This window comes from Luteimonas sp. MC1825, from assembly GCF_014764385.1.
Lineage (GTDB): Bacteria > Pseudomonadota > Gammaproteobacteria > Xanthomonadales > Xanthomonadaceae > Luteimonas.
Genome location: NZ_CP061714.1, coordinates 162679 through 188241, shown reverse-complemented (window position 1 = coordinate 188241; position 25563 = coordinate 162679). Strand labels below are relative to the sequence as shown.

27 protein-coding genes are annotated in these 25563 nt (G+C 71.4%); 11 read left to right on the top strand and 16 right to left on the bottom strand.

Annotated features, from left to right (window positions below; genetic code table 11):
- Positions 1–46: 46 nt before the first annotated feature.
- The gene (locus IDM46_RS00890) at positions 47–361 is read right to left on the bottom strand and encodes a DUF4156 domain-containing protein (RefSeq protein WP_182823422.1); all 315 of its coding nucleotides are present in this window, start codon (positions 359–361) and stop codon (positions 47–49) included.
- A 70-nt stretch (positions 362–431) separates the two neighbouring features.
- Complete coding sequence (locus IDM46_RS00885; protein WP_185114554.1) at positions 432–3296, bottom strand: pitrilysin family protein; 2865 nt, start codon at positions 3294–3296, stop codon at positions 432–434.
- A gap of 122 nt (positions 3297–3418) precedes the next feature.
- On the opposite strand from IDM46_RS00885, the gene IDM46_RS00880 reads away from it, so the two are divergent.
- The 3 genes from IDM46_RS00880 (at position 3419) to IDM46_RS00870 (ending at position 5412) form a co-directional block, all read left to right on the top strand.
- Positions 3419–4132 carry an SDR family oxidoreductase gene (locus IDM46_RS00880; protein ID WP_185114553.1) on the top strand — a complete coding sequence of 238 codons (714 nt, stop codon included), beginning with the start codon at positions 3419–3421 and terminating at the stop codon, positions 4130–4132.
- A 58-nt stretch (positions 4133–4190) separates the two neighbouring features.
- Positions 4191–4655 carry a tRNA (cytidine(34)-2'-O)-methyltransferase gene (locus IDM46_RS00875; RefSeq protein ID WP_185114552.1) on the top strand — a complete coding sequence of 155 codons (465 nt, stop codon included), beginning with the start codon at positions 4191–4193 and terminating at the stop codon, positions 4653–4655.
- A 190-nt stretch (positions 4656–4845) separates the two neighbouring features.
- Positions 4846–5412, top strand: a complete 567-nt coding sequence (locus tag IDM46_RS00870; protein WP_182823430.1) for a diffusible signal factor-reguated Ax21 faimly protein — start codon at positions 4846–4848, stop codon at positions 5410–5412.
- Positions 5413–5814: 402 nt separating this feature from the next.
- Here the strand turns inward: IDM46_RS00870 and IDM46_RS00865 are convergent, their stop codons facing one another.
- From IDM46_RS00865 to IDM46_RS00845, 5 genes are all read right to left on the bottom strand, one after another.
- Positions 5815–6855, bottom strand: a complete 1041-nt coding sequence (locus IDM46_RS00865) for an NAD(P)H-dependent glycerol-3-phosphate dehydrogenase (protein WP_185114551.1) — start codon at positions 6853–6855, stop codon at positions 5815–5817.
- 6 nt (positions 6856–6861) lie between these two features.
- Positions 6862–7386 (bottom strand): protein-export chaperone SecB, encoded by a 525-nt coding sequence (gene secB / locus IDM46_RS00860; protein WP_182823434.1) that lies wholly within the window; start codon positions 7384–7386, stop codon positions 6862–6864.
- A gap of 58 nt (positions 7387–7444) precedes the next feature.
- Positions 7445–7885 (bottom strand): rhodanese-like domain-containing protein, encoded by a 441-nt coding sequence (locus tag IDM46_RS00855; protein ID WP_185115211.1) that lies wholly within the window; start codon positions 7883–7885, stop codon positions 7445–7447.
- A 67-nt stretch (positions 7886–7952) separates the two neighbouring features.
- A complete protein-coding gene (locus IDM46_RS00850; RefSeq protein WP_182823436.1) occupies positions 7953–8387 on the bottom strand; it encodes a hypothetical protein in 435 nt (144 codons plus the stop codon).
- Between the two features lie 34 nt (positions 8388–8421).
- A complete protein-coding gene (locus IDM46_RS00845) occupies positions 8422–8880 on the bottom strand; it encodes a YiiD C-terminal domain-containing protein (RefSeq protein ID WP_182823438.1) in 459 nt (152 codons plus the stop codon).
- Between the two features lie 60 nt (positions 8881–8940).
- On the opposite strand from IDM46_RS00845, the gene IDM46_RS00840 reads away from it, so the two are divergent.
- The 3 genes from IDM46_RS00840 (at position 8941) to IDM46_RS00830 (ending at position 11986) form a co-directional block, all read left to right on the top strand.
- Positions 8941–9720: a uroporphyrinogen-III synthase gene (locus IDM46_RS00840; RefSeq protein WP_185114550.1), complete on the top strand. Its 780-nt coding sequence runs from the start codon at positions 8941–8943 to the stop codon at positions 9718–9720.
- Positions 9721–9804: 84 nt separating this feature from the next.
- Positions 9805–10737, top strand: a complete 933-nt coding sequence (locus IDM46_RS00835) for a hypothetical protein (protein ID WP_220486612.1) — start codon at positions 9805–9807, stop codon at positions 10735–10737.
- An 82-nt stretch (positions 10738–10819) separates the two neighbouring features.
- Positions 10820–11986 carry a heme biosynthesis HemY N-terminal domain-containing protein gene (locus IDM46_RS00830; protein WP_185114549.1) on the top strand — a complete coding sequence of 389 codons (1167 nt, stop codon included), beginning with the start codon at positions 10820–10822 and terminating at the stop codon, positions 11984–11986.
- A gap of 53 nt (positions 11987–12039) precedes the next feature.
- Here the strand turns inward: IDM46_RS00830 and IDM46_RS00825 are convergent, their stop codons facing one another.
- A complete protein-coding gene (locus IDM46_RS00825) occupies positions 12040–13317 on the bottom strand; it encodes an acetyl-CoA C-acetyltransferase (RefSeq protein ID WP_185114548.1) in 1278 nt (425 codons plus the stop codon).
- Positions 13318–13395: 78 nt separating this feature from the next.
- On the opposite strand from IDM46_RS00825, the gene IDM46_RS00820 reads away from it, so the two are divergent.
- Positions 13396–14307 (top strand): hypothetical protein, encoded by a 912-nt coding sequence (locus tag IDM46_RS00820; protein WP_182823449.1) that lies wholly within the window; start codon positions 13396–13398, stop codon positions 14305–14307.
- A gap of 7 nt (positions 14308–14314) precedes the next feature.
- On the opposite strand, the gene IDM46_RS00815 is transcribed toward IDM46_RS00820, so the two are convergent.
- The 5 genes from IDM46_RS00815 to IDM46_RS00795 all read right to left on the bottom strand — a co-directional run bounded on the left by IDM46_RS00815 (position 14315) and on the right by IDM46_RS00795 (position 18831).
- Positions 14315–14938: a superoxide dismutase family protein gene (locus IDM46_RS00815; protein WP_185114547.1), complete on the bottom strand. Its 624-nt coding sequence runs from the start codon at positions 14936–14938 to the stop codon at positions 14315–14317.
- A gap of 86 nt (positions 14939–15024) precedes the next feature.
- Complete coding sequence (locus IDM46_RS00810; RefSeq protein ID WP_182823453.1) at positions 15025–15594, bottom strand: superoxide dismutase family protein; 570 nt, start codon at positions 15592–15594, stop codon at positions 15025–15027.
- Between the two features lie 58 nt (positions 15595–15652).
- Positions 15653–17083: a nitrogen regulation protein NR(I) gene (ntrC, locus tag IDM46_RS00805; protein WP_185114546.1), complete on the bottom strand. Its 1431-nt coding sequence runs from the start codon at positions 17081–17083 to the stop codon at positions 15653–15655.
- Positions 17070–18170, bottom strand: a complete 1101-nt coding sequence (locus IDM46_RS00800) for an ATP-binding protein (protein ID WP_185114545.1) — start codon at positions 18168–18170, stop codon at positions 17070–17072. Before IDM46_RS00800 ends, ntrC begins: the two co-directional genes overlap by 14 nt.
- A 70-nt stretch (positions 18171–18240) precedes the next feature.
- A complete protein-coding gene (locus tag IDM46_RS00795) occupies positions 18241–18831 on the bottom strand; it encodes a YceI family protein (RefSeq protein WP_182823459.1) in 591 nt (196 codons plus the stop codon).
- Positions 18832–19152: 321 nt separating this feature from the next.
- On the opposite strand from IDM46_RS00795, the gene IDM46_RS00790 reads away from it, so the two are divergent.
- Positions 19153–19860, top strand: a complete 708-nt coding sequence (locus IDM46_RS00790) for a pirin family protein (protein ID WP_182823461.1) — start codon at positions 19153–19155, stop codon at positions 19858–19860.
- Positions 19861–19910: 50 nt separating this feature from the next.
- Positions 19911–20474, top strand: coding sequence for a YceI family protein (locus IDM46_RS00785; protein WP_185114544.1), 564 nt, complete (start codon positions 19911–19913; stop codon positions 20472–20474).
- Here the strand turns inward: IDM46_RS00785 and IDM46_RS00780 are convergent.
- The gene (locus IDM46_RS00780; protein ID WP_185114543.1) at positions 20458–21219 is read right to left on the bottom strand and encodes an N-acetylmuramoyl-L-alanine amidase; all 762 of its coding nucleotides are present in this window, start codon (positions 21217–21219) and stop codon (positions 20458–20460) included. The genes IDM46_RS00785 and IDM46_RS00780 overlap by 17 nt on opposite strands.
- A 352-nt stretch (positions 21220–21571) precedes the next feature.
- Positions 21572–22981, bottom strand: a complete 1410-nt coding sequence (gene glnA, locus IDM46_RS00775; protein ID WP_185114542.1) for a type I glutamate--ammonia ligase — start codon at positions 22979–22981, stop codon at positions 21572–21574.
- A 248-nt stretch (positions 22982–23229) separates the two neighbouring features.
- Here glnA and IDM46_RS00770 point away from each other — a divergent pair, with 248 nt between their 5' ends.
- Entirely contained in the window at positions 23230–24024 is a 795-nt protein-coding gene (locus IDM46_RS00770; protein ID WP_185114541.1) for an undecaprenyl-diphosphate phosphatase, read from the top strand.
- A 68-nt stretch (positions 24025–24092) separates the two neighbouring features.
- Positions 24093–24914, top strand: a complete 822-nt coding sequence (locus tag IDM46_RS00765; protein ID WP_185114540.1) for an META and DUF4377 domain-containing protein — start codon at positions 24093–24095, stop codon at positions 24912–24914.
- Between the two features lie 22 nt (positions 24915–24936).
- Here the strand turns inward: IDM46_RS00765 and IDM46_RS00760 are convergent, their stop codons facing one another.
- Positions 24937–25545, bottom strand: a complete 609-nt coding sequence (locus tag IDM46_RS00760) for a YbhB/YbcL family Raf kinase inhibitor-like protein (RefSeq protein WP_185114539.1) — start codon at positions 25543–25545, stop codon at positions 24937–24939.
- Positions 25546–25563: the final 18 nt, after the last annotated feature.

Here is a 25563-nt window from a genome sequence, read left to right as displayed (position 1 = left end):
CGGGCCGCCACGTGACGGCCCGCACGCCTGCGAAGAGCCACGCCGTTCAGCCTCCGCAGCGCCAGGCGGCCCAGCGCTGCGCGCCACGCAGCGGTCCGCCGAGCGGGTGGATGGTGTCGGCGCCAAGGCCCGGCGCCTCGTTGCGGGCCAGAGTCTCCAGCTCTTCGCGCACGCGCAGGTCGTTGCGCTCGATGAACGCGACGCTGTGTTTCACCGCAACTTCGACCTCGCCGCGCTTCTCGCAGCCGGTCGGGGCCGAGGCCACCACGCGCACGGCCGACGCGCCTGGCGCCATGTGCACCCAGGTGCACCCGCCGAGGGCGAGGACAAGCAACGGCACGAACGCGAACGACTTGCGCATGGATCTGGCTCCGTGAATGGCGGTGCCGGCCATCTTCGCCGATGGCACGGCACCGCGTATCGCTCGCGGCTTAACGGTTGGCGACGGGCTTGCCGTCGGCGTCGATCACCGTCACCTCGCCGAAGCCGAGCGCGCGCACCGGCGCCTCGATCTTCGACAGGTCGCCCACCACCACCCAAGTCAGGGTGTCGGCGTCGAGCGTCTTCGCCGCCTCGGCCACCTGCGCCGGCGTCATCGCCTCGATCTCCGCCTTGCGGCGCACCACGTAGTCGTCCGGACGGCCGTACAGCACGATGCCGCCGATCGTCGACGCCACCGAGGCCGCGGTCTCGTACGCACCGGGCAGGCTGAGCGTGTTGATGGCGCGGATGCGTTCGACCTCGGCCGCGGTGGGCGGGGTTTCGCCACTGGCGAAGGCGCCGATCTCGCGGCGCATCTCGGCCATCGCCTCCGCGGTCTTGTCGATCTGCACCGGCGCCGACGCCAGCCACGGCCGCTGGCCGAGCGCGCCCGACGCGCCGCTGCGCGCGCCGTACGACCAGTGCTTGTCCTCGCGCAGGTTCATGTTGAGACGCGCGGTGAAGTCGCCGCCGATCACGCCGTTGGCGATGTCGAAGCGCACCGCGCCGGCATCGGTGGTCGAGGGCACCAGCTGGCCGGCGTAGATGTTGGCCTGCACCGCGCCCGGCTGGTCGACCAGGAACACGCGGCCCTGCGCCGGGCGCGCGACCGTCGCAGGCACGGACTGCGCGGCGGGCGCCGGGCCCGTGCCACGCCAGTCGCCGAAGTGTTTCTCGAGCAGCGGCACCACCTGCTCCAGCGTGGTGTCGCCGACGACCACCAGCGTCGCGCCCTCGGGGCGCACCCAGGCGCGGTGGAACGCGACAAGGTCGTCGCGGTCGAGCGCCGCGATCGACGCCTCGGTGCCGGAGCCGGTGAACGGCATCGCGTAGGCGTGGCCGTCGCCGTACAGCAGCGGCGGCAGCACGCGCATCGCCGCGGTCTGCGGACGTGCCTTCTCCTGGGCGATGTTGGCGATCCAGGTGGCGCGCACGCGTTCGATCTCGGCGGCGCTGAACTGCGGGCGGCGCAGCAGGTCGGCATACAGGGCCAGCGATGCATCGAGGTTTTCGGTGAGGCCCGAGAACCAGGCGCTGGCGCTGTCGAGCCCGGCGGCGGCGCCCATCTGCGCGCCCAGCGATTCGGCGCGGTCGGCGAACGCCAGCGCGCCCAGGTCACCCGCGCCTTCGTCGAGCATGCCCATGGTGAAGCTGGACGTGCCGGCGGCGCCGTTGGCGTCGGCGCTGTAGCCACCGGCGAACTGGTAGTCCATCTGCACCACCGGCAGGCCGGCGCGGCGCGCGAGGATCACCGTAGTGCCGTTGGACAGGCGCGCGCGCTCGAGCGCGGGGAACACCAGGTCGGGGAACGCGTCGGGCATCGGCACGCCCTGGCTGCGGTCGACGCTCGGGGGCGTGGTGGACCAGGCGGCATCCACCGGCGGCAACTGCCACGGCGCGGGGGTGCCGGCCGGCTCCTCGGCCAGCGGCGTGCGCTCGCCCTCCACGATCACCAGGGTGTGGTCGCCGCTGCCAAGCCACGTGCGGCCGACCGCCTGCACCTCGCTCGCCGAGGTGGCGTTGATGACGGCCAGCGATTCGCGGAAGCAGCCCGGGTCACCGGTGTACACCGCGCATTCGGCCAGTGCGTCGGCCTTGCCGCCGAAGCCGCCGATGCGCTCGATGCCGCGGATGAAGCCGGCGCGGAACACCGTGCGTGCGCGCTCGAGCTCGTCGGCGGTCGGGCCTTCGGCCAGCAGGCGCTCGATTTCCTCGTCGATGATCGCCTCGACCCGGGCCGGGTCGACGCCCTTCTTGACCTGCGCCATGACGATGAAGTTGGAGCCCAGCTGCTTGCCGTACGCACCGGCGCTGATGCTGTCGACCAGCTTCTCCTCGTGCACCAGGCGCTTGTCCAGGCGCGAGGACTTGCTGCCGCCCAGCACCTGGCCGAGCAGCTGCAGGCGGTCGAGGTCGGCATCGGTCACTTCGGCCACGTTCCACAGGCGGTAGACGCGCGGCTGCGGCACCTTGTCGTGCATGGTCTCGCGGGTCGACGCCGTGCGCCGCGCCACGTCCACCTTCGGCTGCGCCATGGTCGGACCGGCCGGGATGTGGCCGAAGTACTTCGCGACCTTGTCCTTCGCGGTGGCGACGTCGATGTCGCCGGCCAGCACCAGCACCGCGTTGTTCGGGCCGTACCAGGCACGGAACCAGGTCTTGACGTCTTCCAGCGACGCGGCATCGAGGTCGTTCATCGAGCCGATCACGCTGTGGTGGTACGGATGGCCCGCCGGATACAGCGCCTTGTTGAGCTTCTCCCACGCTTGGCCGTAGGGCTGGTTTTCACCCTGGCGCTTCTCGTTCTGCACCACGCCGCGCTGCTCGTCGAGCGCGGCCTGGTCGACGGCGCCGAGGAAATGCCCCATGCGGTCGGATTCCATCCACAGCGCGGTGTCGAGCGCGGTGGTCGGCACGTTCTGGAAGTAGTTGGTGCGATCGGTGTTGGTGGTGCCGTTCTGGTCGGTCACGCCGATCTGCTTGAAGGGCGTGAAGAACTCGCCCTGGTGGTTCTCCGACGCCTGGAACATCAGGTGTTCGAACAGGTGCGCAAAGCCGCTGCGCCCCGCCGGCTCGTCCTTGCTGCCCACGTGGTACCAGATGTTGACCGCGACGATCGGCGCCTTGCGGTCGGTGTGCACGACCACGCGCAGGCCGTTGGGCAGGGTGAAGGTTTCATACGGGATGTCGACCACCGCGGCCGGGGCCGCCTGCGGCACCTTCGCGTAGCCGGCCGGGGCGAGCGTGCCGAGGGCAGCGGCCATGGCCAGGGCGAGGAAGGTGGCGCGGCGCGGCATGCGCGTGGGCATCTGCATGGTGTGGTGATCCTGGGTACGGTCCGGACCGGGAATGGTAGCGCCCCCGCCAGCCGCGGCCCCCGGGCCATTGGTCCCGGGTGGCCACTGCACGCCGACGCGGGCTGGGGCATGCTCGTCGCATGGACACTCCTCCGCTGCATGCGCTGGTCACCGGCGCCAACCGTGGCCTCGGCCTGGAACTCACCCGCCAGCTGCTGGCACGCGGCGACCGCGTGGTCGCCACCTGCCGGCAACCCGGCAAGGCGAGCGCCTTGAATGCGCTGGCCGGCGCGCACCCCGGCCACCTGCACGTGCTGCCGCTGGACGTGGCGGACGGCAAGGCGCGCGCGCGCCTGGCGCATGAGCTGCCGCTGGTGCTCGGCGACGACGGCCGCATCGACCTGCTGATCAACAACGCCGGCGTGCTGCACTCCGGCGAACGCTTCGGCCGCCTCGACCAGGCGCAGCTCGAGGACAGCCTGCGCATCAACGCGCTCGGCCCGCTGCTGGTGACCGAGGCGCTCGCCCCGCTGCTGGCCGACGGCGCGCGCGTTGCCAACCTGTCCTCGCAGCTCGGCTCGATCGCCGGCACCACGCGCTTCGGCACGCCGGGCTACGCGCTCGGCAAGGCCGCGCAGAACATGGCGACGCGGCTGCTGGCGCAGGCGCTGGCCGAGCGCGGCATCGTGGTGGTGGCGTTCCATCCGGGCTGGGTGCAGACCGACATGGGCGGCGCGCAGGCGACCGAGCCTGTCGACGCGTCGGCACGTGGCCTGCTCGATGTCATCGCCGGGCTTGCGCCGGCGGCGAGTGGCAGCTTCCTCGACTGGCGCGGCGAGGCGATGCCCTGGTAGCCATGCGCCCGGCGGCTGCGGCTATCCTGCGGCGCCACATGCCGCGTCCCCCGTCGCGATGATCGACATCATCCTGTTCCAGCCGGAGATCCCGCCCAACACCGGCAACGCCATCCGCCTGTGCGCGAACACCGGCGCCCGCCTGCACCTGGTGCGGCCGCTGGGCTTCGACATGGACGACCGGCAGCTCAAGCGTGCGGGGCTGGACTACCACGAGTACGCACGGGTGGCGGTGCACGACGACCTGGCCGCGGCGCTGGCCGCGATCGCACCGGCCAGGCTGTTCGCGCTCAGCGCGCGCGGGCGGCTGCGCCATGACGCTCCACGCTATGCGGCTGGCGACGCCTTCCTGTTCGGCTGCGAGACGCGTGGCTTGCCCGACGCGGTGCTTGAATCCGTTGCCGCCGACCGCCGCCTGTTCCTGCCGATGCGCCCCGGCAACCGCAGCCTCAACCTGTCCAACGCGGTGGCGGTCGTGGCCTACGAGGCCTGGCGGCAGCTGGGGTTCGACGGCGCGGCGTGATCCCGACCCGTGCACTGCACGAAAGTTCCTGCACTGTCCAGTTCAGTATTCAGCCTGCGTTGTCGCGCGATGTCGAGAATACGTGCTCCGGCCATGGGCGGGTCCGATTTCCCCGATCGGTTCTCTCCCCTCCCCTGCCGTCCATGGCCGGACCTATAACAACAACAAGCAAGCACGAGGTCCTCCCCCGATGAAGCGTTCCCTGATCGCCCTGACCCTGGCGGCGGCGCTGCCGTTTGCCGCTTCGGCCGCCGAAGGCGTCACCTACAACTACGTCGAGGCCGGTTACCAGGCCACCAACGGCGACATCGATGCCGACGGCGTCGGTGTCAACGGCTCGTTCTCGTTCCATCCCAATTTCCATGTCTTCGGCGGCTACAGCAGCCAGGAAATCGACGACACCAGCCTCGATGTCGACCAGTTGAAGGTCGGCCTTGGCTACAACCTCGAGATCTCGCCGCGCGCGGACCTGCTGGCCCGCGTCGCCTACCAGAAGCTCGATGCGGGCCGCGTGCTCGGCACCGATCTGGAATTCGACGGCTGGAGCACCGAAGTCGGCGTGCGCGGCTCGCTTGCGCGCAACTTCGACGGCTACGCGCTGGCCGGCTACGAAGACTATGACGGTGGCATCGACGGCGATTTCTATGGCCGTCTGGGCGCCAACCTGAAGTTCAACCCCAACTGGGGCATCAACGGTGACGTCAAGTTCGCCGGCGGCGACACCGAGTGGTTCGTCGGCCCGCGCTTCACCTGGTAACACCGTTCCATGGGAAATCGCGCAGGGACTCTCTCCCCGCTGTGCGACATAGACCCCGGCCGCAAGGTCGGGGTTTTTTTTGTGCGCGCGCCTGCGCCGGGTACCAATGGCCTTGAGTGCTCATGTCCCCCGGCGATGGCCTTGCGGCCATCGCCTCCTCCTTTACTTCGCTCTCAAGGCCATTGGCACCCGGTACGTCGCACTGCGGTGGTTTTGAGGAGCAAAGCCACAGCCCGCAATTTCGCGCACGGTCACGCTCCTGGCAGCCAGCGCAGAGCCCCGAAGTGGCCGGGAGGCCTTCGCGGGGAAGTCAAGGAGGAGGTATCCGCCGCCAGGCGGATGCCGGGGGACATGAGCCGCGAAGGCGTCACGGCCACCACGGGCTCTAAGCCACCGCGGGGGTCAGGCGAAGAGCTTCGCCGGGTACTCGGCTTTCTGCTCGCGCGCCAGCAGGCGTGCCAGGCCTTCGGCCGGGGTGATGTCGCCGTGCAGCACGTCGCGGACGTTGCTGGCGATCGGAAGCTCCACGCCGTGCGCCTCGGCCTGGCGCATGACCTCGTCGGCGGTCTGCACCGACTCCACCACCTGGCCGATCTCGCGCACCGCGTCTTCCAGCGTCTGGCCGCGGCCGAGCGCCAGCCCCAGGCGCCGGTTGCGCGACAGGTCGCCGGTGCAGGTGAGCACCAGGTCGCCGAGGCCGGCCAGGCCCATGAGGGTCTCGGGCTTGCCGCCGATGGCGATGTTGAGGCGCAGCATCTCGTTGAGGCCGCGGGTGATCAGCCCGGCGCGCGCGTTGAGGCCGAGGTTCATGCCGTCGGCGACCCCGGTGGCGACCGCCAGCACGTTCTTCATCGCGCCACCCAGCTCGGCGCCACGCATGTCGTCGCCGGTGTAGGCGCGGAACGCCGGGCCATGCAGCACGTCGGCCACCCGCTGCGCGAACATCTGGTCATCGCTGTGCACGGTGAGCGCGGTGGGCAGGCCCGACGCGACCTCCATGGCGAACGACGGCCCGGTCACCACGGCCAGCGGCACCTCGGGGCCGAGGACCTCGGCGGCAACCTCGTGCAGGAAACGCCCGGACCCGGGCTCGAAGCCCTTGGTGGCCCAGGCCACGCCTGCATGCGCGGGGCGCAGCGGCGCCAGCGCGCGCAGGGTGTCGGCAAAGGCGTGCGAGGGCACCACGACCAGCACCAGGTCGGCCGTGGCCAGGGCCGCGGCGAGGTCGGTGGTGGCGCGCAGCGATGCCGGCAGGGCGATGCCCTTCAGGTAGCGCGGGTTGTGGTGGCCGGCATCGATCGCGCCGACCACCTCTGCATCACGCCCCCAGAGGACCGTGGCATGGTCGTGGCGCGCGATCAGCGCCGCCAGCGCCGTGCCCCAGGAGCCCGCGCCCAGCACCGCTACCGCCGGCTTGGCCACCGGCGTGACCGAGGGCTCCATCACCACTCAGGCGTTGCCGCCGGCCTCGGTATTGGCGAGGTCGCCACCGGCCTGCTGCGCGGCGCGCTGGCGCACGCCTTCGGCGTACAGGGCCTCGAAGTTGATGGGCTGCAGCAGGAACGGGGTGAACCCGCCGGCCTGGATCAGGTCGCCGATGGTCTGGCGCGCATACGGGTAGAGGATGGCCGGGCAGTGCGTGCCCAGCATGACGTCGAGCGCCTGGTCCTCGAAGCCCACCAGGTTGAACAGGCCGGCCTGCTGCACTTCGACCAGGTACATGGTGTTGTCCTCGCCCATGTTGCACGTCAGGTTGATGCCGAGCACGACCTCGAAGGTACTGTCGGCGACGCGGTTGACGCGCTGGTTGAGGTTCATCTGCAGCTGCGGCTGGCCCTGTTCGCCAAACGCCTGCGGGGTCCTGGGCGCCTCGAAGGAGACGTCCTTGACGTAGATCTTCTCGACGGTGAACTGCGGGGCGGCGGGCTGTTCGGCAATGGCGCCGGCGGCGCCGTTCTGGTCTTGGTCGGCCATCTGGGGAAACTCCGGGAGAATTCGGGAAAGAGGTGAATTATCGCACGCGGCCGTTACGCTACTTGCCGCGGCCCTTGGCCAGCGGCAGGTCGGCCTGCTGCCAGGCGGCGATGCCGCCTTCCAGCACGTACACGCGCTCGAAGCCGGCCTTGCGCAGGCGCTTGGCGGCCTGCGCCGCGGTCACGCCGGTCTTGCAGACGGCGACCACCGGCAGCGCCCTGGCGCCTGCCAGCATCTTGTTCTCGGGATCGAACTGGCTCATCTGCACGTTCTTCGAACCGGGAATATGGCCCTTCTCGAAGTCACCGGCTGGCTGCAGGTCGACCACCAGCGCGTTCTCGCGGTTCATCAGCGCGGTGAGTTCGGCCGGGCGCAGGCCCTTGAAACCGCGGAACAGGCGCGCGACCTCGGTGTAGAGGATCGCCAGCGTGATGCCGGCGAGCGCCAGGGCGAGCATGGGATTGCGGCCGGCGAAGGCCGACAGTTCTTCAAGGTTCAAGGCGGGGGCCAGCATGGCAGCGGGCCGCGATTGTCGCCCAGCGCCGGCGGCGGCGCAAAGCGCCGGGCTACTCGCCGCGCCAGAAGTCCGGCAGGCCGCTGGTCAGCACCCAGGCGCGGCTCTCCGCGTCGTAGCGCCAGGCTTCCTGGTAGCGCAGGCTGCGCTCGGCCATGGTGTGGCGGTTGATCACGCCGATGTCGATCTCGCGCACCGCCGTGCCTTCGCCGGCCTGGGCGCTGATGTCGCGGTAGTGCGAGACCTGGATCTGCCTGTAGCGCTCCAGCTGCACATCGGTCATCGGATGCTTCTCGCGGTACGCGGGCTCCACCATGTTCCAGGCGGTTTCGAAATCCCCCCAGCGGATCGCCGCCGAGTACGCGTACTGCACGCGCTGCAGCGCGTCGCCCTTGCCGCCCGCACTGGCGCAGGCAGTCACGGCCACCAGCATGCACAGCAGCAAGGCAGCCCTCGCGTACAGGGAGGCGTGGGGCGGTGTGCGCATGGCGGCGATTCCGGAAGTCGGCGTGGCCGGCATGCTAACCCCTGGTGATCGCCGCGTAACTGGCGCGCATGGTGGTGGCCACGCCGCCGGCCGGCAGCGGCACCGTGGCCGTGATGGCGACGCGCGCACGGCCGCGCGCACGCAGGGTCTTGTCGAAGTCGCTCCAGTGCGCGCCTTCCTCCAGGCACGCGCTGGCCTCGAGGTCGGCGTACAGCGGAGCCAGGTAGCGCACGGCGCTGTCGGCCACGAACACGTCGGCCTTGATCCCCAACTGCGCGCAGCGCAGCGTCACCAGGCCCCAGCCTGCCAGCGTCATCACCGACACCAGGCTTCCGCCGAATGCGCAGCCCTTGTCGTTGACGTTGCGCGCGAGCGGCGCGCGCAGGCGCAGGTGTCCGCCGTCGTGGCCGGCGATGGTCACGGCCATCGCCGCCACCGGCGGCATCGACCGGTAGTGCGCGTCCAGCGCCAGCAGTTCGTCTTCGAGGGTCATGCGGGGTCCTGTGCGGGGCGGCGCCTTGCAGGGGCCATCGACAGGCACCAAGCTGCTGCGATGCCCACCAACGCCACACCCGGACGCCTGTCCGGATGCTACGTCATCTCATTGCGCCCGGTGGGCGGCCACGACGCGATCCGGCGCGCCGCGGCACGCCATGGCGCGCGTACGCTGGCGCTTTCGCCGTGGCGCATCGAGGCGCGCGACGACCGCGCCACCCGCGCCGCGCTGCGCGCGGCGCTGGCGGCACCGCGGGTGCTGTTCACCAGTCCCGCGGCGGTCGACGCGGCGGCGCGGCTGCGTGCGCTGCGCCCCGGCCGCGGACAGGTGTTCGTGGCAGTCGGCACCGGCACCGCGCGCGCGCTGCACCGTGCCGGCGTGGCCGCAGTGGATGCGCCGCAGCGCATGGACAGCGAAGGGCTGCTGGCTCTGCCGACACTGGCCGCCGTGCGCGGGCTGGACATCGGCCTGGTCACCGCGCCTGGCGGCCGCGGCGTGATTGCCGCGACGCTCGCCGCCCGCGGTGCCCGGGTGCTGCGCGCCAACGTCTATGCACGCGTGCCGATCGCGCCCACGCCCCGCGCGGTGGCGGCGCTGCGCGCGCTCGACGCGCCGGCGTGGCTGCTGGCCAGCAGCGGCGAGGCGCTGGAGCATGTCGTCGCGCGGTTGCCGGCGGATGCCCTTGCGCGGCTGCGCGCCGCGCGCGTGGTCGCGGCCAGCGAACGCCTCGCCGTCCTCGCCCGCGCGCTGGGCCTGTCCGTGGCCGGGGTGGCCACGAGCGCGCGCCCCGATGCCATGCTCGAAGCCGCATGCGCCGCGGCTGCCATGAAGCCCTAACATGTGTGGCCCCCACCCGCGCCCGCTGCCGTGAATCCCCCTTCCTCCCCTGCGCCGCCGCGCCGCAGCTCCGCCCTCGCCTGGTTGCTCCTGCTGTTGCTGGTGCCAGTGGTCGCCTGGCTCGGGTGGACCAGCTGGCAGGCGCAGTCGGCCGAACGCCGCGCCTCGGTCGCCGACCAGCTGCAGCGCGTCACCGCGCTCGAGGACCGCATGGCTGCCGTGCGCCGCAACCAGCAGGCGCAGGGCAAGCGCCTGCAGCAGGCCGAGGCCACCAACCGCGTGCTGCGCGACGAGCTCCTCGGGATCGGCCAGCGCGCCGCCCTGCTCGAGGAAAGCGTGCAGCGCCTGGCCGGGCCGGCCGAAGGCGGTGCCCAGGCGCTGCGCCTGGACGACATCGAGCTGCTGCTGGCGCAGGGGCAGCAGCGCCTGATGCTGGCCGCCGACCTCGAGGGCGCCCGCCGCGCCTACGCGCTGGCGGCGCGCCTGCTCGACGCCGTCACCGACCCGGGCTACCTCGACATCCGCCAGGTGCTGGTGCAGGAACGCGCCGCGCTGGACGCCCTGGGCGACGACCCGCGCGTGGTCGCGCTGGCGCGCCTCGACGCCGTGGCCGCGCAGCTCGACGCGTTGCCGGTGCAGCCTGCGCCACGCGCCACGGCGGGTGATGGTGGCAGCTGGTGGGAGCGGCTTGCCGGCCGCGTAGTGGATGTCCGGCGCAGCGACGCGCGGCAGGCCGTCGCGCCCGCCGAGCGGGCGGCCGGCATCGCCACGCTGCGCCTCGAACTGGCGTTGGCCCGCACCGCCGCCGAACGGCGCGATGCCGGCGGCTGGCGCGCGGCGTTGGCGCGCAGCGAAGCCTGGCTGCCGCGGCTGTGGCCGGAGACCCCCGCGTTGCGGGCACGCATGGCCGACGTGCAGGCGCTGGGCGCGCTGCCGCTGGCGGTGGCGCTGCCCACGCTGGGCAGCACCCTGGAGCAGCTGCGCCTGCGCCGTGGCGCGCCCGGCGGCGCCCGCTGAACGACAACGGCGCCGCGCCCGCATTCATACACTGCCGCGACGCCGCACCGGCTAGGGTGGCCACGAACTCGGGAGCCTTGCCATGAATCTGTTCCGCAACCTGCTGCTCTGGATCCTGCTGGCGATCGTCGGCGCGCTCGCCTGGCACCTGCTCGCCCAGGACCCCGGCTACGTGCTGGTCCGCTACCGCGGCTGGGACTACACCACCAACCTGCTGTGGGTCGGCGTGGCCGCGGTCGTGGCGCTGTTCGCGCTGTGGCTGCTGTGGGCACTGATCGCCTTGCCGCTGCGCGCCTGGCGCCAACGCCGCGACCAGCAGTCGCGCGCGCGCCTGGGCACCGGCCTGGAGGCGCTGTACCACGGCCATTACGCACGCGCCGAAAAGCTCCTGCCGCAGGCCGGCGACGACAGCGATGCCGCGATCGCGCTGCTCGCTTCGTCGCGCGCGGCGCTTGCCCGCGGCGACCACGCCGCGGCGCGACGCCACCTCGATGCCATCGATGTGCGCCACGCGCTGACCCGCGCGATCGGCCACGCCGAGTTGTCGCTTGCCGAGGAACGCCCCACGGACGCGCTGGTCGCGCTGGATGCCCCGGCCGCGCAGCCGCTGCCGCCACGTGGACTTGCGCTGCGCGCGGAGGCGCTTGCCGTGTCCGGCCAGGCGGCCGAGGCGTATGCGCTGCTGGGTGCGCTGCGCCAGCAGCAGGCGCTGCCCGACACGGTGCTGGCCGAGCGCGAACTGCGCTGGTCGGCCGCCGCCATGCGCCAGGCAGCCGATGCCAACGCGCTTGCCGACCGCTGGGAATCGCTGCCCAAGCCGCTGCGCGCCGAGCCGACGATCGTCAGCGCGTACGCCGAACGCGCCGCAGCCCTGGGCTGGGACGAGGCCGCGACGTCGAGCGTCGAACATGCGCTCGGCACGCGCTGGGACGAGCGCCTGGCCGCGCGCTACGGCAGCCTGCCGCTGGCGCGCTTCGCCGAGCGCCAGGCCGCCGCCGAACGCTGGCTGCAGCAGCATCCGGGCAGCCCGGCGTTGCTGCTCACGCTGGCACGCCTGGCACGGTTGCAGGACCAGCCGCAGCCGGCCATGGACTACCTGCAACGCGCGCTGGCACAGGGTGCCGGCGGTGAAGGCTGGGAAGAGCTGGGGCACAACTACGCGCAGCTCGGCGACGACGCCCGGGCACGCGCCGCATACGGCAATGCCCTGCGGGCCATGCGCGGTGAACCGGTGCACGTGATCGAGTGAGGCGTGGCAGCCGGCGCGCGATGCGCGCGCCGGCTGCATTGCACGTGCCGGCCTCAGCGCTCGAGGATGGCGACCACGCCCATGCCGCCGGCGGTGCAGATCGACACCAGGCAACGGCCGCCGCCACGTTCGCGCAGCTGCTTGGCGGCACTGGCGACGATGCGCGCACCGGTGGCGGCGAACGGATGGCCGGTGGCGAGCGAAGAGCCCAGCGGGTTCATCTTCAGCGGGTCGATGCGGCCCAACGGCGCATCCAGGCCCAGCCGCGTGCGGCAGTAGTCCTCGCTCTCCCAGGCGCGCAGCGTGCACAGCACCTGCGCGGCAAAGGCCTCGTGGATCTCGTAGATGTCGAAGTCCTGCAGCGTGAGGCTGTTGCGTGCCAGCAGCTGCGCCACCGCCACCGTGGGCGCCATCAGCAGGCCTTCACCGTGCACGAAATCGACCGCGGCCACCTGCGCGTCGCGCACATGGCACAGCACTTCATGGCCATGCGTCGCGGCCCACTCGTCGGTCGACAGCAGGCACGCCGATGCACCATCGGTCAGCGGCGTGGAATTGCCCGCGGTCAGCGTGCCGCGACCGGATGTGCGGTCGAACGCCGGCTTCAGGGTGGCGAGCTTGTCCAGGGTGGAGTCGGCGCGCAGGATGTTGTCGCGCGACACGCCGCGGAACGGCACCACCAGGTCGTCGAAGAACCCGCGCTCGTAGGCGGCGGCCAGGCGGTGGTGCGAGGCGACCGCGAGCCGGTCCTGCGAGTCGCGCGAGATGCTCCACTCCTTGGCCATGTCTTCGCAGTGCTCGCCCATCGACTTGCCCGTGCGCGGCTCGGCCACGCCGGGGAAATCCGGCTTCAGCTCGCCGAGGCGGAAGCCCGCGAACTGCGCCAGCTTGTCGCGGGTGGTCCTGGCGGCATTGGCGCCGAGCAGGCGGCGGCGCAGTGCCTTGCCGTACACGATCGGCACGTCCGAGGTGCTGTCGCTGCCGCCACCGATGCCGGACTCGATCTGCCCGCAGGCGATCTTGTTGCCGATGGTGATGATGGAATCCAGCGAGGTGCCGCAGGCGCGCTGCAGGGTGATGCCGGGCGTCAGCGGTGACAGCCCGGACGACATCGCCGCCTCGCGGCCAAGGTTCCAGTCGCTGGAATGCTTGATCACCGCACCCATCGCCACTTCACCGAGCTGCTGGCCATGCAGGCCGAAGCGTTCGACCAGCGCACCAAGCGTGCGTACCGACATGCCGAGGTTGCCGACGTCGGCGTAGGCGGTGTTCTGCCGGCAGAACGGAATGCGGACGCCGCCAAGGACGGCGACGGGGCGACCATGCAGCATGGATGACCTCTCGGGATGACCCGCCGGCGCAGGCGGGCATAATGGGCGGCAGTTTAGCGCTGCACATGCGCAGGGCCAATGAACGAGATCACTCCACCGGTTCACGGACAACGCCGCGTGCTTGGCGCACTGGCGCTCGAGCTCGCGTATGGCGCGGGCGTGGCGCATGACAGCGTGGCGCAGGAGCAGGCCGGCAAGCTTGCGGCGCTGGTCGCCGCCGACCTCGCGGCGTTCGCGCCCGATGCCGCGCTGCTCGACTGCACGCTGGTCGCGGCTCACTACGATCCGGTCGAACTGCTGCGCCCCGGCTGGCCGCTGCACCAGGAGCTGTGGCAGCTGGCGGCGCGGGCACCGCGCGCGGCGGGCGGCGGTGCGCGCGTGATCGCGTTCGGCCACCACGCCGGCCAGTTGCCTGGCGCCTTGTCGCCATCGGCGGACTTCGGCGGCGGCCCGTTGCGCCTGCTGCCGTTCGTGCTGGACGGCGACCCGGCGGTAGTGGCGCGCGTCGCCGCGCGCTGCGAGGCCGACCTGATGGAAGAAGGCATGGCCGGCGCGGCGACCGCGCTGGCGATGCAGGAGGCGTTCGGCCTGAGAGTCGAACACGCGCGCTACCTCACCGTGCACGACCTGTGCGCGATGACCGCGCTGCAGTACGGCCACGCGGGACTCGAGCCTCTGTGGCCGTTGCTGGAAACCGCCCTGCTGTCACCGGCGCGCGAAGCCTGGCTCGACGCCCCGCCCGAGCCACTGCTGCGCTACGCGGACGGCGAAGTGCGCATGGCGCTGCTCTCGCCCGACGCGTGGCGCGCCCGCTATGCCACTGGCGCCGTCGAGGCCGCTGATGAAGCCGACGACGTGCGGCATGCACGCCTGGCGCGCGGCTTCGCGCATTTCGAGGCACGCCAGCGCCAGTTCGCCAGCGTGCTGCGCGCGCACGGCATCACGGTGTCGTTCGCGCACGCCAGCGGCGATCCGCACGACGCACTCTGACGCGTCTTTACGCTCCCGGGCCGATCACGCCGCACGCCAGTCGCGCGCCGGCGTTGCCGGTCGGCTGGGTGGTGTAGTCGTCGGGATCGGCGTGCACGATCACGCCCTTGCCGATCACGTCGGTGGCTGCGCCGTCGCCAAGCGTCACGCCTTCGAGGCGTGTGTCCACCTGCGCCACGCCCGCGCCATCGGCGGTGATGTTGCCGGTGTCGCCGGCATGGTGGGCGGCGCCACCCACGCGGCCATGCGCGGTGCCTGCGGGATTGAAGTGACCGCCGGCGCTGCTGCCGTCGGGCGCGCTGCAGTCGCCGGTCTCATGCACGTGGAAGCCATGTTCAGTGCCGGGCTCCAGGCCGGTGACCTGGCCGGTGATGTGCACGCCACCGTCGACGGCGGCAAAGCGCAGCTCGCCGGCGGTGGTGTTGCCGGCGGTCGCGGCCAGCGCGGCCACGGCGCTCGCAGGCGCGTCGTCCGCGGGCACGTAGGGGGGCGGCGAGACATCCGGCGTGGACTCGCGCGGTACGTCGGCGGTGGTCGGTGTGGCGGCGTCATCGACGGCGGCGCGGTCGCCACAGGCGGACAGCGCGAGCGCCAACGCAGCGGCAAGCAGGGTGAGGCTGGTGGTACGCATGGTGAACTCCCTTCGGGGCGCGCCGGCTGGCGCGGAGCAAGCAAACGGGGTGGGGGCAACGCCGCTGCGGGCAGGTGCCGCGCGGCTCATGGTGCCGGCAGCCTGATCACGCCGCAGGCCACGCGCGCACCGGTGGCGCCCGATGTCGCGCCCATGACCACCAGCGCGCGGCCGGCGATGTCATTGGCGGCGCCACCGCCGAGCACCGCGGCGGGCACCAGTTGCGCGACCTGCGCCACGCCGCGCGCATCGGCGACCACGCGGTCGCTGCCGCCATCCACGACGCCGCGCCCGGAGGCGTCGAAATAGCGGCCCGCGCTCGAGGCGTCGACGGCGCTGCAATCGCCGCGTTCGTGGACCTGCAGGACGTGCGCGCCATGCGGGGTCAGGCCGCCGATCTCGCCGGCCAGGCGCACGCCGCCGGCTTCCGCCGTGAGCGCGACGCGGCCGCTGACCAGGGTGGCCGAAGCCGCCGACAGGTTGGCCACCGCTTGCCGGGCCGTGCCGGACTCGGCGCGCGGCAGCGCCGCGGACGTGGCGGGTGCCGCGGTGGACGCGCGCGGCGGGCCGCTGGCGCAGGCGGACAGCAAGCCCGCCGCAAGCAGGGCGCAGGCCGCGGCGCGCAAGGGGTGGAGAAAAGGAATGGGTGGGGTCATCGCGGTCCGAGCCTAACCGGTGGCACCGTTGCCGCAACGTGATCCGCCACGCCGGCGCTCAGCGTCGCCCACGGCTGGTGCCAAGCTTGCGGGTCAGGGTATTGCGGCCCAGGCCCAGGCGCGCGGCGGCCTCGCTGCGGCGGCCACCGGTGTGGTCCAGCGCCGCCTGCAGCAGCACCTGGTCCAGGCGCTCGCGGGCGCGTGCGTGGATGCCGTCGGCATGCGTGGCCAACGCCGCCAGCGCCCAGGCGCGCAGGCTCTCTTCCCAGGCCGCGCCGTCCGCCGCCGCCAGCGCGTGCCCCGCGGCCAGGGTCTCGCCAAGGTCCTCCACGCCCGCCACCTCGCCCGGTGCCAGCGCCGCCACCCGCCAGCACAGGTTTTCCAGCTCGCGCACGTTGCCCGGCCAGTCATGGGCCATCAGCCGCGCCAGCGCCGCCGGCGACAGGCGCTTGGGGGCTGCGTCAAAGCGCGTCGCGGCGCGCTGCAGGAAGCGCTCGGCCAGCCGCGGGATGTCCTCGCGGCGCTCGCGCAGCGGCGGCAGGCGCAGGCGCACCACGTCGAGGCGGTGCAGCAGGTCGGCGCGGAAGCTGCCGTCGCCCACCCGCACCTCGAGGTCCTGGTGGGTGGCGGCCAGCACGCGCACGTCGACGCGGATCAGCTCGCGGCCACCGACGCGGAAGAACTCGCCTTCGGCCAGCACGCGCAGCAGCCGCGTCTGCAGGAGCGCCGGCATGTCGCCGATCTCGTCGAGGAACAGCGTGCCGCCATGCGCCTGCTCGAAGCGGCCCACGTGGCGGCGGTTGGCGCCAGTGAACGCACCCGCCTCGTGGCCGAACAGTTCGCTTTCCAGCAGTTCCGCGGGAATGGCCGCGGTGTTGAGCGCGACGAAGGGCCGCTGCGCGCGCGGCGACTCGCGGTGCAGCGCGCGCGCCACGAGTTCCTTGCCGGTGCCGGTTTCGCCGGTGATCAGCACCGACAGCGGCGCCTGCGCCAGCCGGCCGATGGCGCGGAACAGCTGCTGCATCGCCGGTGCGTCGCCGACCAGGGCGTCGCTGGCGGCAGCGTCCGGCCCGGTGGCGGTGGCATCCGCTGGCGCGCCGGCGTCGGCACGGCTGTCCAGCGCGCGTGCCGCCAGCGCCACCGCGTCATCGAGGTCGAAGGGCTTCGACAGGAACTCCTGCGCCCCGCCACGGAACGCGCCCGCGGTGCTGGCGACGTCGGTGTAGGCGCTCATCACCACCACCGGCAGGGCGGGCAGGCGCTGGCGAAGCGCGTCGAGCAGCGCCAGGCCGTCGTCGCCCGGCATGCGCACGTCGGTGAACAGCAGGTCCGGGCCGGCACCAGCGCGGTCCAGCGCGGCCATGACGTCACCCGCCGACTCGAAGCCGGTGACCGCGTAGCCGGCGTCGCGCAGCGCGGTGGCAAGCACGAAGCGCACCGAGCGGTCGTCGTCGACCACCCACACGCGTGCAGCATCAGCGTCGGTCATGGACGATCTCCGCGGCGTTGCCCTGGTCGCGTTCGCCACCGCTGCCCGCGTCGCGCGCGACGTCGGTGGGCGGCGGGTACGGCAGCAGCAGGGTGAACACCGTGTGCCCCGCGCGCGAACGGTAGGCGATGCTGCCGCGGTGCTCGCGCGCGACCTGCTGGGCCAGCGCCAGTCCGAGCCCGGTGCCCTCCGCGCGCCCCGACACCAGCGGCAGGAACACCTGTTCGGCCAGCGCCTCGGGCACGCCGCGGCCGTCGTCGACGATCTCCAGGCGCAGCGCAAGCGCGTGCGGCTCGCCTCCGATGCGCAGGCCATGCTCCGCGCGCGTGCGCAGCACCACGGCGCCGGCGCCGGCTTCGATCGCATTGCGCACCAGGTTCCAGACCGCCTGGGTGAGGCGGTCGGGGTCGCCGTCGAGTTCCGGCAGGCTGGGGTCGTAATCGCGCACCAGCTTCACCGCCCAGCCGGCATCGTTCTCCGCCAGGCGCAGCACGCGTTCAAGCACGGCGTGGATGTTGAGCGGGGCGTGTGCCCGCGGCGGCACCGGCTGCAGCAGCTGGTCGATGAGCTGGGTCAGCCGGCCGACCTCGGATTCCATCAGCGCGACCAGCTCGCGCGAGTCGGCATCGTCGCCGACGCGGCGCGCGAGCAGCTGGGCCGCGCCCTTCAGGCCGGCGAGCGGGTTGCGCAGCTCATGGGCGAGTCCGCGGAGCGCGGCCGACAGCGCCGACGGCAGGGCCGCGACCGGATCGCCGCCGCCGAACTCGTCGACCGGATGTGCTTCCAGCAGCCAGCCGCCGTCGTCCCGGGCCGTCAGCCAGGCGTCGGCGAAATGCGCCGCGGCGCCCGGGAACGCCAGGGGCATCCGCGGCAGGCGTACGGTTTCGCCAGGGCCGTGTGCGTGCAGCGCGCGCTGCAGGCGGTCATCGCCGTGCTCCAGCGCGGCCAGCGGCAGGCCGGGCAGGCGCTTGGCACCGACCCCCAGCCATTGCGCGCAGGCGCGATTGCCGGCCAGCACCACGCCCTCGGCGTCCGCAAGCAGCAGCGGCGTGGCGAGGGTGTCGTGGGCGGGGTTGAGGCCGGTCATTGCACCAATCTAGTGCAAACCCGGCCGCCGACGCGAGTGCCGCGCCGGCGGTGGTTCCGTGCGGCGCCGCTTACTTCGCCTTGGGCACCGAGGCTTCGGTGGTGATGCGGATCTGCACTTCGTCGCTCACCGCCGGCGCGTACAGGCCCAGGCCGAAGTCGGAGCGCTTGAAGCTGGCGGTGGCGTCGAAGCCCGCGCTGGGCTGCTTGCTCATCGGGTGGTCGGCCACCTTGTTGATGGTCGCGGCCAGCACGACCGGCCTGGTAACGCCCTTGATGGTCAGGTCACCGGTGATGGTGAGCTTGCCCTCGCCGGCGGACTCCACCTTGCTGCTCTTGAAGGTCGCTTCCGGGAAGTTGGCGACGTCGAACAGCTCGGCGCTGCGCAGGTGCTCGTCGAACTTGGCCACGTGCGAGGACATGCCGCTCATCGGCAGGGTGACCTCGACGCTGGACGCGGCGATGTTGTCGGCGTCATAGACGATGGTGCCGTCGACATTGCCGAAATGGGCGATCGGGTTGGAATAGCCGAAGTGGCTCCACTGCGCGATCACGTCGGTGTGCGCGGGGTCCATCTTGTAGGTGACCGGCGCGGCAAACACGCTGGCGGTGGCGAGCGACAGCGCGCCGGCGAGGAGGATGCGCTTGAAGGTGGTGGTCATGTCTGGGTCTCCGGGAAATCTGGTTGGATGATGATCATCGGTGCCGTTACGGAAATGGGAACGCCATGCGTCCACATCCTTCGGTGCCGGTGAAGTCTATCGTTCTGAACGCTTTCGTCTATCATCAACAAAGACACTAATCATCACATATTTGGAACACTTACTTGAATGCGCCTGGTGGCCCCGCTACGCCTTGACAGCGGAGATCGTTCCAAATTTGTTGACTTATCACCATTTATATTGCCTTTATTCTGATTTTGGAATCAACCAGACTTGCACCCAGCGCGGCGCACCGCCCGACGCCCGACATTGGAGGCACCCATGATCACCCTTCGCCCCGCCAAGGCCCGCGGCCACGCCAACCATGGCTGGCTCGACTCCTGGCACAGCTTCTCGTTTGCCGGCTATTCCGACCCCGCGCACGTCCACTGGGGCCCGCTGCGGGTCATCAACGAGGACCGCATCCAGGCCGGCCAGGGCTTCGGCACCCATTCCCACCAGGACATGGAGATCATCAGCTACGTGCTGGACGGCGCGCTGGCGCACAAGGATTCCATGGGCAACGACGGCACCATCGTCCCCGGCGAGGTGCAGCGCATGAGCGCGGGCACCGGCGTGGCGCACTCCGAGTACAACCACGAACGCGGGCGCAGCACCCACTTCCTGCAGATCTGGATCATCCCGTCGGCGCGCGGCCTCGCGCCGGGCTACGAGCAGAAGGCCTTCCCCGAGGCCGACAAGCGCGGCCGCCTGCGGCTTGTCGCCAGCCCTGACGGGCGCGACGGTTCAGTGACCCTGCATCAGGATGCCACCATGTCCGCAGGCCTGTTCGATGGCGACGAGACGGCGGTCCAGGAGATCGCCGCCGGTCGGCTGGCGTACGTGCATGTCGCGCGCGGCGAGGTGACGGTCAATGGCTACCCGCTGGTCGCCGGCGATGCCCTGCTGTACGCCGACGAGCCGCGGATCGAGATCGCGCATGGCGTGGGCGCCGAGGTCCTCGTGTTCGACCTGCCACGCATCCACTGACATCGCCACGGCGCAACCCGCGCCGCGGCCGCAACCTTCCGGAGATCGCCATGCGTTCCAGCCACATCATCCTGCCGCTCGCGCTTGCCGCGGCCCTCGCCTTCGCCGCACCCGCCGCCGCCGCCGACTACGTCCAGGCCGCGGGCTCCGCGCTGACGTTTGCCAGCGAGTACGACGGCGAAACCTTCAGCGGGCAGTTCCCGCGTTTCACCACCACGCTGAGCTTCGACCCCGCCAGGCCCGCCGCGGCGAAGCTCGACGTGCTGATCCCGCTGGCGGGCACCGTGACCGGCAACGCCGACCGCGACTCCACCCTGGTCAGCAAGGACTTCTTCGACATCGCCAGCTTCGCGCAGGCGCGCTACACCGCGAGCGGCTTCCGCAGCCTCGGCGGCAACCGCTACGCCGCCGACGGAACGCTCAGCCTGCGCGGCGTCAGCAAGCCGGTCACGCTTACCTTCACCTGGACGCCCGGCGCGCAGCCGCTGCTGTCCGGCAACGCGGTGGTCAAGCGCCTGGCGTTCGGCGTGGGCGGTGGCGACTGGGCCGACACCGGCATGATTCCCGACGAGGTCGCGATCTCGACCCGCGTCCGGTTCACTGCAGCGAAGTAGGCTTCAGCAGGCCGGCGCCGTCCGGCCGCGTCAGCGCGTGCAGGATGCGATGGTCCTCGGCATCCAGCACGCTGCCGGCATCGCCGCGGAAGCGCATGCGGAACGCACGGATGGTCGCCTCGGGCTGGTCGAGCGGATAGCCCAGCAGGCGCAGCGCCTGCAGGGGGTCGAAGCCTTCCGGCGCGGCCGGCGCATCGTCTGCCGGCCAGATGCCGAAGCCGGCCTCGGCCAGCCGCCGCCACGGGAACCGCGTGCCGGGATCGATCTTGCGCGAAGGCGCCAGGTCGGAATGGCCGATCACCTGGCTGCGCGGGATGCGCAGCCGCGTGGTGAGGTCGTCGAGCAGGCGCAGCAGTGCATCCACCTGCGCCTCGCTGAAGTCCTCGACGCCGTCGTTGTCGATCTCGATGCCGATCGAGGCCGAGTTGAGGTCGGTGATGGTGCCCCAGCTGCCGCCGCCGGCGTGCCAGGCGCGATGGCCGTCCGCGACCAGCTGGTAGATCCCGCCGTCGTCGCCGACCAGGTAATGCGAACTCACCGGCCCGCCGCTGTTGCGCGTGCGCAGCGTGAGCAGGCTCTGCTCCACCGAGTCCTGCTCGGTGTAGTGCAGCACGATGATCACCGGGCGGCGCTCGTCATGATTCGGCGAAGGCACCCAGGTCGCCAGCGGGTTGCGCGGTGCCTGGTGGGCGCAGCCGGCGAGCAGGGCGAGGCAAAGGACTGCCGCAAGAGGTTTGATGTTCATGAGGCAATCGAACCCGTGATCGCCGCGCAATGCAACCGTGCAGGGCCCTGAGGTGGCCGCGAGGCCTTCGCGGCTCATGTCCCCCGGCATCCGCCTGGCGGCGGATGCCTCCTCCTTGACTTCCCCGCGAAGGCCTCACGGCCACTTCGGGGCTCCGCGCAGCCCGCGGGTAACGAAAAGCACCCGCCAGATCGCAGGCTGTGGCACTTGCTCCTCCCACCACCGCGCGCTGCGACGTACCGGGTGCCAATGCCCTTGAGGGCGAAGTCAAGGAGGAGGCGATGGCCGCCAGGCCATCGCCGGGGGACATGAGTCCTCAAGGGCATTGGCATCCGGCACCCGCGCCGACGAATCAGATCGCGTAATACATCTGGTACTCGAGCGGATGCGTGGCGGCGCGGAACGCGGTGACTTCCTTCATCTTCAGCGCGATGTAGGCGTCGATGAAGTCGTCGCTCATCACCCCACCGGCCTTGAGGAACTCGCGGTCGGCGTCGAGCGCTTCCAGCGCCTGGTCGAGCGAATGGCAGACGGTCGGAATGCCCTTGGCCTCTTCCGGCGGCAGGTCGTAGAGGTCCTTGTCGCTCGGGCCACCCGGGTCGATCTGGTTCTTGATGCCGTCGAGGCCCGCCATCATCAGCGCGGTGAAGATCAGGTAGCCGGAGTTCATCGGATCCGGGAAGCGGAACTCGATGCGGCGCGCCTTCGGGTTGGACACGTACGGGATGCGGCAGCTCGCCGAGCGGTTGGAGGCCGAGTAGGCCAGCATCACCGGCGCCTCGAAGCCCGGCACCAGGCGCTTGTAGCTGTTGGTGCTGGAATTGGCGAACGCGTTGATGGCGCGCGCGTGCTTGAACACGCCGCCGATGTACCACAACGCCATCTGGCTCAGGCCGCCGTAGCCGTCGCCGGAGAACAGGTTCACGCCGCCTTTGGCCAGCGACTGGTGCACGTGCATGCCGCTGCCGTTGTCGCCAACGAGGGGTTTCGGCATGAAGGTCGCGGTCTTGCCGTTGCGGTGCGCCACGTTCTTGACGATGTACTTCATGGTCAGCAGTTCGTCGGCCTTCTGCACCAGCGAGCTGAACTTGGTGCCGATCTCGCACTGGCCGGCGTTGGCGACCTCGTGGTGGTGCACCTCGACCTCGATGCCGACCGCTTCCAGGGTCTTGCACATTTCGGCGCGGATGTCGTGCAGCGAGTCCAGCGGTGCGACCGGAAAGTAGCCGCCCTTCACGCCCGGGCGGTAGCCGGTGTTGCCGCCTTCGTACTCGCGGCCGGAGTTCCACGCGGCTTCCTCGGAATCGACGTGGAAGAAGGTGTGGCCCATGTCGTTGGCGTAGCGCACCGAGTCGAAGATGAAGAACTCGGGCTCGGGGCCGAAGAACGCCTGGTCGGCGATGCCGCTGGACTTCAGGTAGGCCTCGGCGCGGCGCGCGATGCCGCGCGGGTCGCGGTTGTAGGCCTGCATGGTGGTCGGGTCGAGCACGTCGCAGGTGATCACCAGGGTCGGATCGGCGGTGAACGGATCCAGGAACGCGCTGTTGCCGTCGGGCAGCAGCACCATGTCGGACTGGTGGATGCCGCGCCAGCCGCCGATCGAGGAACCGTCGAACATCTTGCCGTCCTCGAACAGCGCCGGCTCGACGATCGAGGTCGGGAAGGTGACATGGTGCTGGACGCCACGCATGTCGGTGAAACGCAGGTCGACGAATTCAACCTTGTGGTCCTTGATCAGCTTTTCGACGTGTTCGAGCGACATGGCGGGCTCCTGGGGTATGGGATGGGTCGTGCGCGACCCTGACCCCTGGACCAACGCAAGCCGCGTGCCAACCTGCAAGCCATTGAATCCTCGAAGATTGGAGGAACAGCTGGCAGCGTATTGCACCACGACAGCGCACTGCCTTCGCCTCAACGCACCATATTGGTGCCCACCGCTTCCGCTATGCTGCCGCCGCGCCACGCGCCCGTCCGCACGCCCTGCCACCCCATTCACGGAACTCCGCGCCGATGACCGACCCGCTGGCCGCCCTGCTGCTGGGCATTCTTGAAGGCCTCACCGAATTCCTGCCGATTTCCAGCACCGGCCACCTGCTGATCGCCCAGTACTGGCTGGGCGCGCGCTCGGACTTCTTCAACATCGTGATCCAGGCCGGCGCGATCCTGGCCATCACCCTGGTGTTCCGCGAGCGCATCTGGGCGCTGGCCACCGGCCTCGGTGATGCCCGCCACCGCGACTACGCGCTGAAGCTCGCCACCGCGTTCCTGGTCACGGCGATCGTCGGGCTGCCTGTGCGCCTGCTGGGGTGGGAACTGCCCGAGACGGTGACCCCGATCGCCTGGGCGCTGGTGATCGGCGGCGTGTGGATGCTGGTCGCGGAGCGGGTGGCCGAACGCCGGCCGGAGAGCATCGACGTGACCTGGACCGTGGCCATCCTGGTCGGCCTGGCGCAGGTCGTGGCGGGTGTGTTCCCGGGCACCTCGCGCTCGGCGGCGGCGATCTTCATCGCCATGCTGTTCGGCCTCAACCGCCGCCCGGCGGCGGCGGAGTTCGTGTTCCTGGTGGGCATCCCGACCATGTTCGCCGCCAGCGCCTACACCTTCCTGGAGCTGGTGCAGGACGGCGCGGTCGGCGGCGAGAACTGGGCCGACGTCGGCATCGCCTTCGCAGCCGCCACGGTGACCGGATTCCTGGTGGTGAAGTGGCTGCTCGGCTACATCGAGCACCACCGCTTCACCGGCTTCGCGGTCTACCGCATCCTGCTCGGCGCCGCGCTGCTGCTGTGGCTGCCGACCGGCGACTGACCGCGCTTGCCGCAACCCCATCGCGGCCACCCGGGCGTTGAACCTGGCCCACGTCCATGGAGCACACCATGAAGCCGCTGCTGATCCTTGTCCTTCCGCTGGCGCTCGCCGCCTGCACCGCCACGCCGCATGACGCGTCGCCGCCCGCGGTCACGCCGACGCCTGTCGGCGGCACCGCGGCCACTCCGGCGCGCGGCTTGGCCGGCACACTCGCGGCCCACCACTGGCACCTCGACGCCGCGACCAGCGCCGACGGCCGCCGCATGGAGCCCCCGTTCGCCAATCCCGACAAGCCGCTGCAGCTCGATTTCGCCGACGGCCGGGTCGCGGTGGGCAACACCTGCAACCGCATGGGCGGCGAAGCGGCGCTCGCCGGCGCCCGCCTGGCGATCGGGCAGCTGATCAGCACGCAGATGGCCTGCGCCGACGCCGCGCTGATGGCGATGGAGCGCGCGGCCGGAACGCGCCTGGCCGGCGACCATGCGGTGACCCTGGTCGCCGGTGACCCGCCGCGCCTGGAACTGGTCAATGCCGCTGGCGACACCCTTGCCTTCATCGGCACAGCCACGGCGCAGACCCGATTCGGCATGGCGCCGGAGCGCGTGTTCCTCGAAGTCGCCGCCGAGCGCGTCGACTGCCATCACCCGGTGATGCCGGACTCCCGCTGCCTGCAGGTCCGCGAGCTCCAGTACGACGCCGCTGGCCTGCGCACGGGCGCCGGCGCGTGGGGGCCGCTGTACCAGGAGATCGAGGGCTACGACCACCGGGCAGGCACCCGCACCGTGGTGCGCCTGGATCGCTATCAGCGCAGGGACGTGCCCGCCGACGCGTCGGCGGTCGCCTATGTGCTCGACATGGTGGTCGAGTCGGAACTGGTGCCGGCCGACTGACGCCGCCGCGCGCGCCGTGGCGTCAGGCCGCGGCGTGCAGGCTGTAACTGCCCCAGGTCGCGGCTTCGGCCAGCACGTGGCCCTGCATGGCGCGCAGCGCATCGCCGCCGGTGAAGCGGTCGCCAACGCCGAGGCTCGCCACGTCGAGCGCGAACACACGGAAGAAATAGCGGTGCTCGCGCAGGTCGTTGGCCGGCGGGTACGGGCCGTCGTAGCCAAACCAGTCACCGGCCATGTCGGCGTTGCCCGCGAACCAGCCGGTGTAGTCGTTGAGCCCCTGGCGCGCGCCCGCCGGACCGGCCGGCGCACGCTTGCCGCGGGCATCCACGCCGTCGCTGCAGCTGCCGGTGGCGATGTCGCCGACATCGGCCGGGATGTCCACCATCACCCAGTGGATGAAGTCACCGCGCGGGTGTTCCACCGGGATCTCCACGCCTGGCGCGCCGACCAGCGCGGCATCGGTGGGCGCGTCGGTGTCGATGCACAGCAGCGCGAAGGACCGCGTGCCCGCTGGCGCGTCACGCCACGACAGCTGCGGATTGCGGTTGCCGCCGAAGCCGTCGGCCGCACCGAGGGCGAAGTCGACGCCGAGCGGCTGGCCGTGCTGGAAGTCGTCGCTGCTGATCTGCATGGGGTTGTCCTCCGCGGG

Bases quoted from the DNA above. Each gene is read 5' to 3' on its own strand.
- IDM46_RS00815 (WP_185114547.1), bottom strand. From the start codon at position 14,938: ATGCGTACCACCAGCCTCACCCTGCTTGCCGCTGCGTTGGCGCTCGCG.
- glnA (WP_185114542.1), bottom strand. From the start codon at position 22,981: ATGTCGCTCGAACACGTCGAAAAGCTGATCAAGGACCACAAGGTTGAA.
- IDM46_RS00865 (WP_185114551.1), bottom strand. From the start codon at position 6,855: ATGGAGCCCTCGGTCACGCCGGTGGCCAAGCCGGCGGTAGCGGTGCTG.
- IDM46_RS00845 (WP_182823438.1), bottom strand. From the start codon at position 8,880: ATGACCCTCGAAGACGAACTGCTGGCGCTGGACGCGCACTACCGGTCG.
- IDM46_RS00875 (WP_185114552.1), top strand. From the start codon at position 4,191: ATGATCGACATCATCCTGTTCCAGCCGGAGATCCCGCCCAACACCGGC.
- IDM46_RS00850 (WP_182823436.1), bottom strand. From the start codon at position 8,387: ATGCGCACACCGCCCCACGCCTCCCTGTACGCGAGGGCTGCCTTGCTG.
- secB (WP_182823434.1), bottom strand. From the start codon at position 7,386: ATGGCCGACCAAGACCAGAACGGCGCCGCCGGCGCCATTGCCGAACAG.
- IDM46_RS00760 (WP_185114539.1), bottom strand. From the start codon at position 25,545: ATGCAGATCAGCAGCGACGACTTCCAGCACGGCCAGCCGCTCGGCGTC.
- IDM46_RS00820 (WP_182823449.1), top strand. From the start codon at position 13,396: ATGAACGAGATCACTCCACCGGTTCACGGACAACGCCGCGTGCTTGGC.
- ntrC (WP_185114546.1), bottom strand. From the start codon at position 17,083: ATGACCGACGCTGATGCTGCACGCGTGTGGGTGGTCGACGACGACCGC.
- IDM46_RS00890 (WP_182823422.1), bottom strand. From the start codon at position 361: ATGCGCAAGTCGTTCGCGTTCGTGCCGTTGCTTGTCCTCGCCCTCGGC.
- IDM46_RS00870 (WP_182823430.1), top strand. From the start codon at position 4,846: ATGAAGCGTTCCCTGATCGCCCTGACCCTGGCGGCGGCGCTGCCGTTT.
- IDM46_RS00765 (WP_185114540.1), top strand. From the start codon at position 24,093: ATGAAGCCGCTGCTGATCCTTGTCCTTCCGCTGGCGCTCGCCGCCTGC.
- IDM46_RS00830 (WP_185114549.1), top strand. From the start codon at position 10,820: ATGAATCTGTTCCGCAACCTGCTGCTCTGGATCCTGCTGGCGATCGTC.
- IDM46_RS00825 (WP_185114548.1), bottom strand. From the start codon at position 13,317: ATGCTGCATGGTCGCCCCGTCGCCGTCCTTGGCGGCGTCCGCATTCCG.
- IDM46_RS00795 (WP_182823459.1), bottom strand. From the start codon at position 18,831: ATGACCACCACCTTCAAGCGCATCCTCCTCGCCGGCGCGCTGTCGCTC.
- IDM46_RS00770 (WP_185114541.1), top strand. From the start codon at position 23,230: ATGACCGACCCGCTGGCCGCCCTGCTGCTGGGCATTCTTGAAGGCCTC.
- IDM46_RS00880 (WP_185114553.1), top strand. From the start codon at position 3,419: ATGGACACTCCTCCGCTGCATGCGCTGGTCACCGGCGCCAACCGTGGC.
- IDM46_RS00785 (WP_185114544.1), top strand. From the start codon at position 19,911: ATGCGTTCCAGCCACATCATCCTGCCGCTCGCGCTTGCCGCGGCCCTC.
- IDM46_RS00780 (WP_185114543.1), bottom strand. From the start codon at position 21,219: ATGAACATCAAACCTCTTGCGGCAGTCCTTTGCCTCGCCCTGCTCGCC.
- IDM46_RS00800 (WP_185114545.1), bottom strand. From the start codon at position 18,170: ATGACCGGCCTCAACCCCGCCCACGACACCCTCGCCACGCCGCTGCTG.
- IDM46_RS00810 (WP_182823453.1), bottom strand. From the start codon at position 15,594: ATGACCCCACCCATTCCTTTTCTCCACCCCTTGCGCGCCGCGGCCTGC.
- IDM46_RS00790 (WP_182823461.1), top strand. From the start codon at position 19,153: ATGATCACCCTTCGCCCCGCCAAGGCCCGCGGCCACGCCAACCATGGC.
- IDM46_RS00840 (WP_185114550.1), top strand. From the start codon at position 8,941: ATGCCCACCAACGCCACACCCGGACGCCTGTCCGGATGCTACGTCATC.
- IDM46_RS00885 (WP_185114554.1), bottom strand. From the start codon at position 3,296: ATGCAGATGCCCACGCGCATGCCGCGCCGCGCCACCTTCCTCGCCCTG.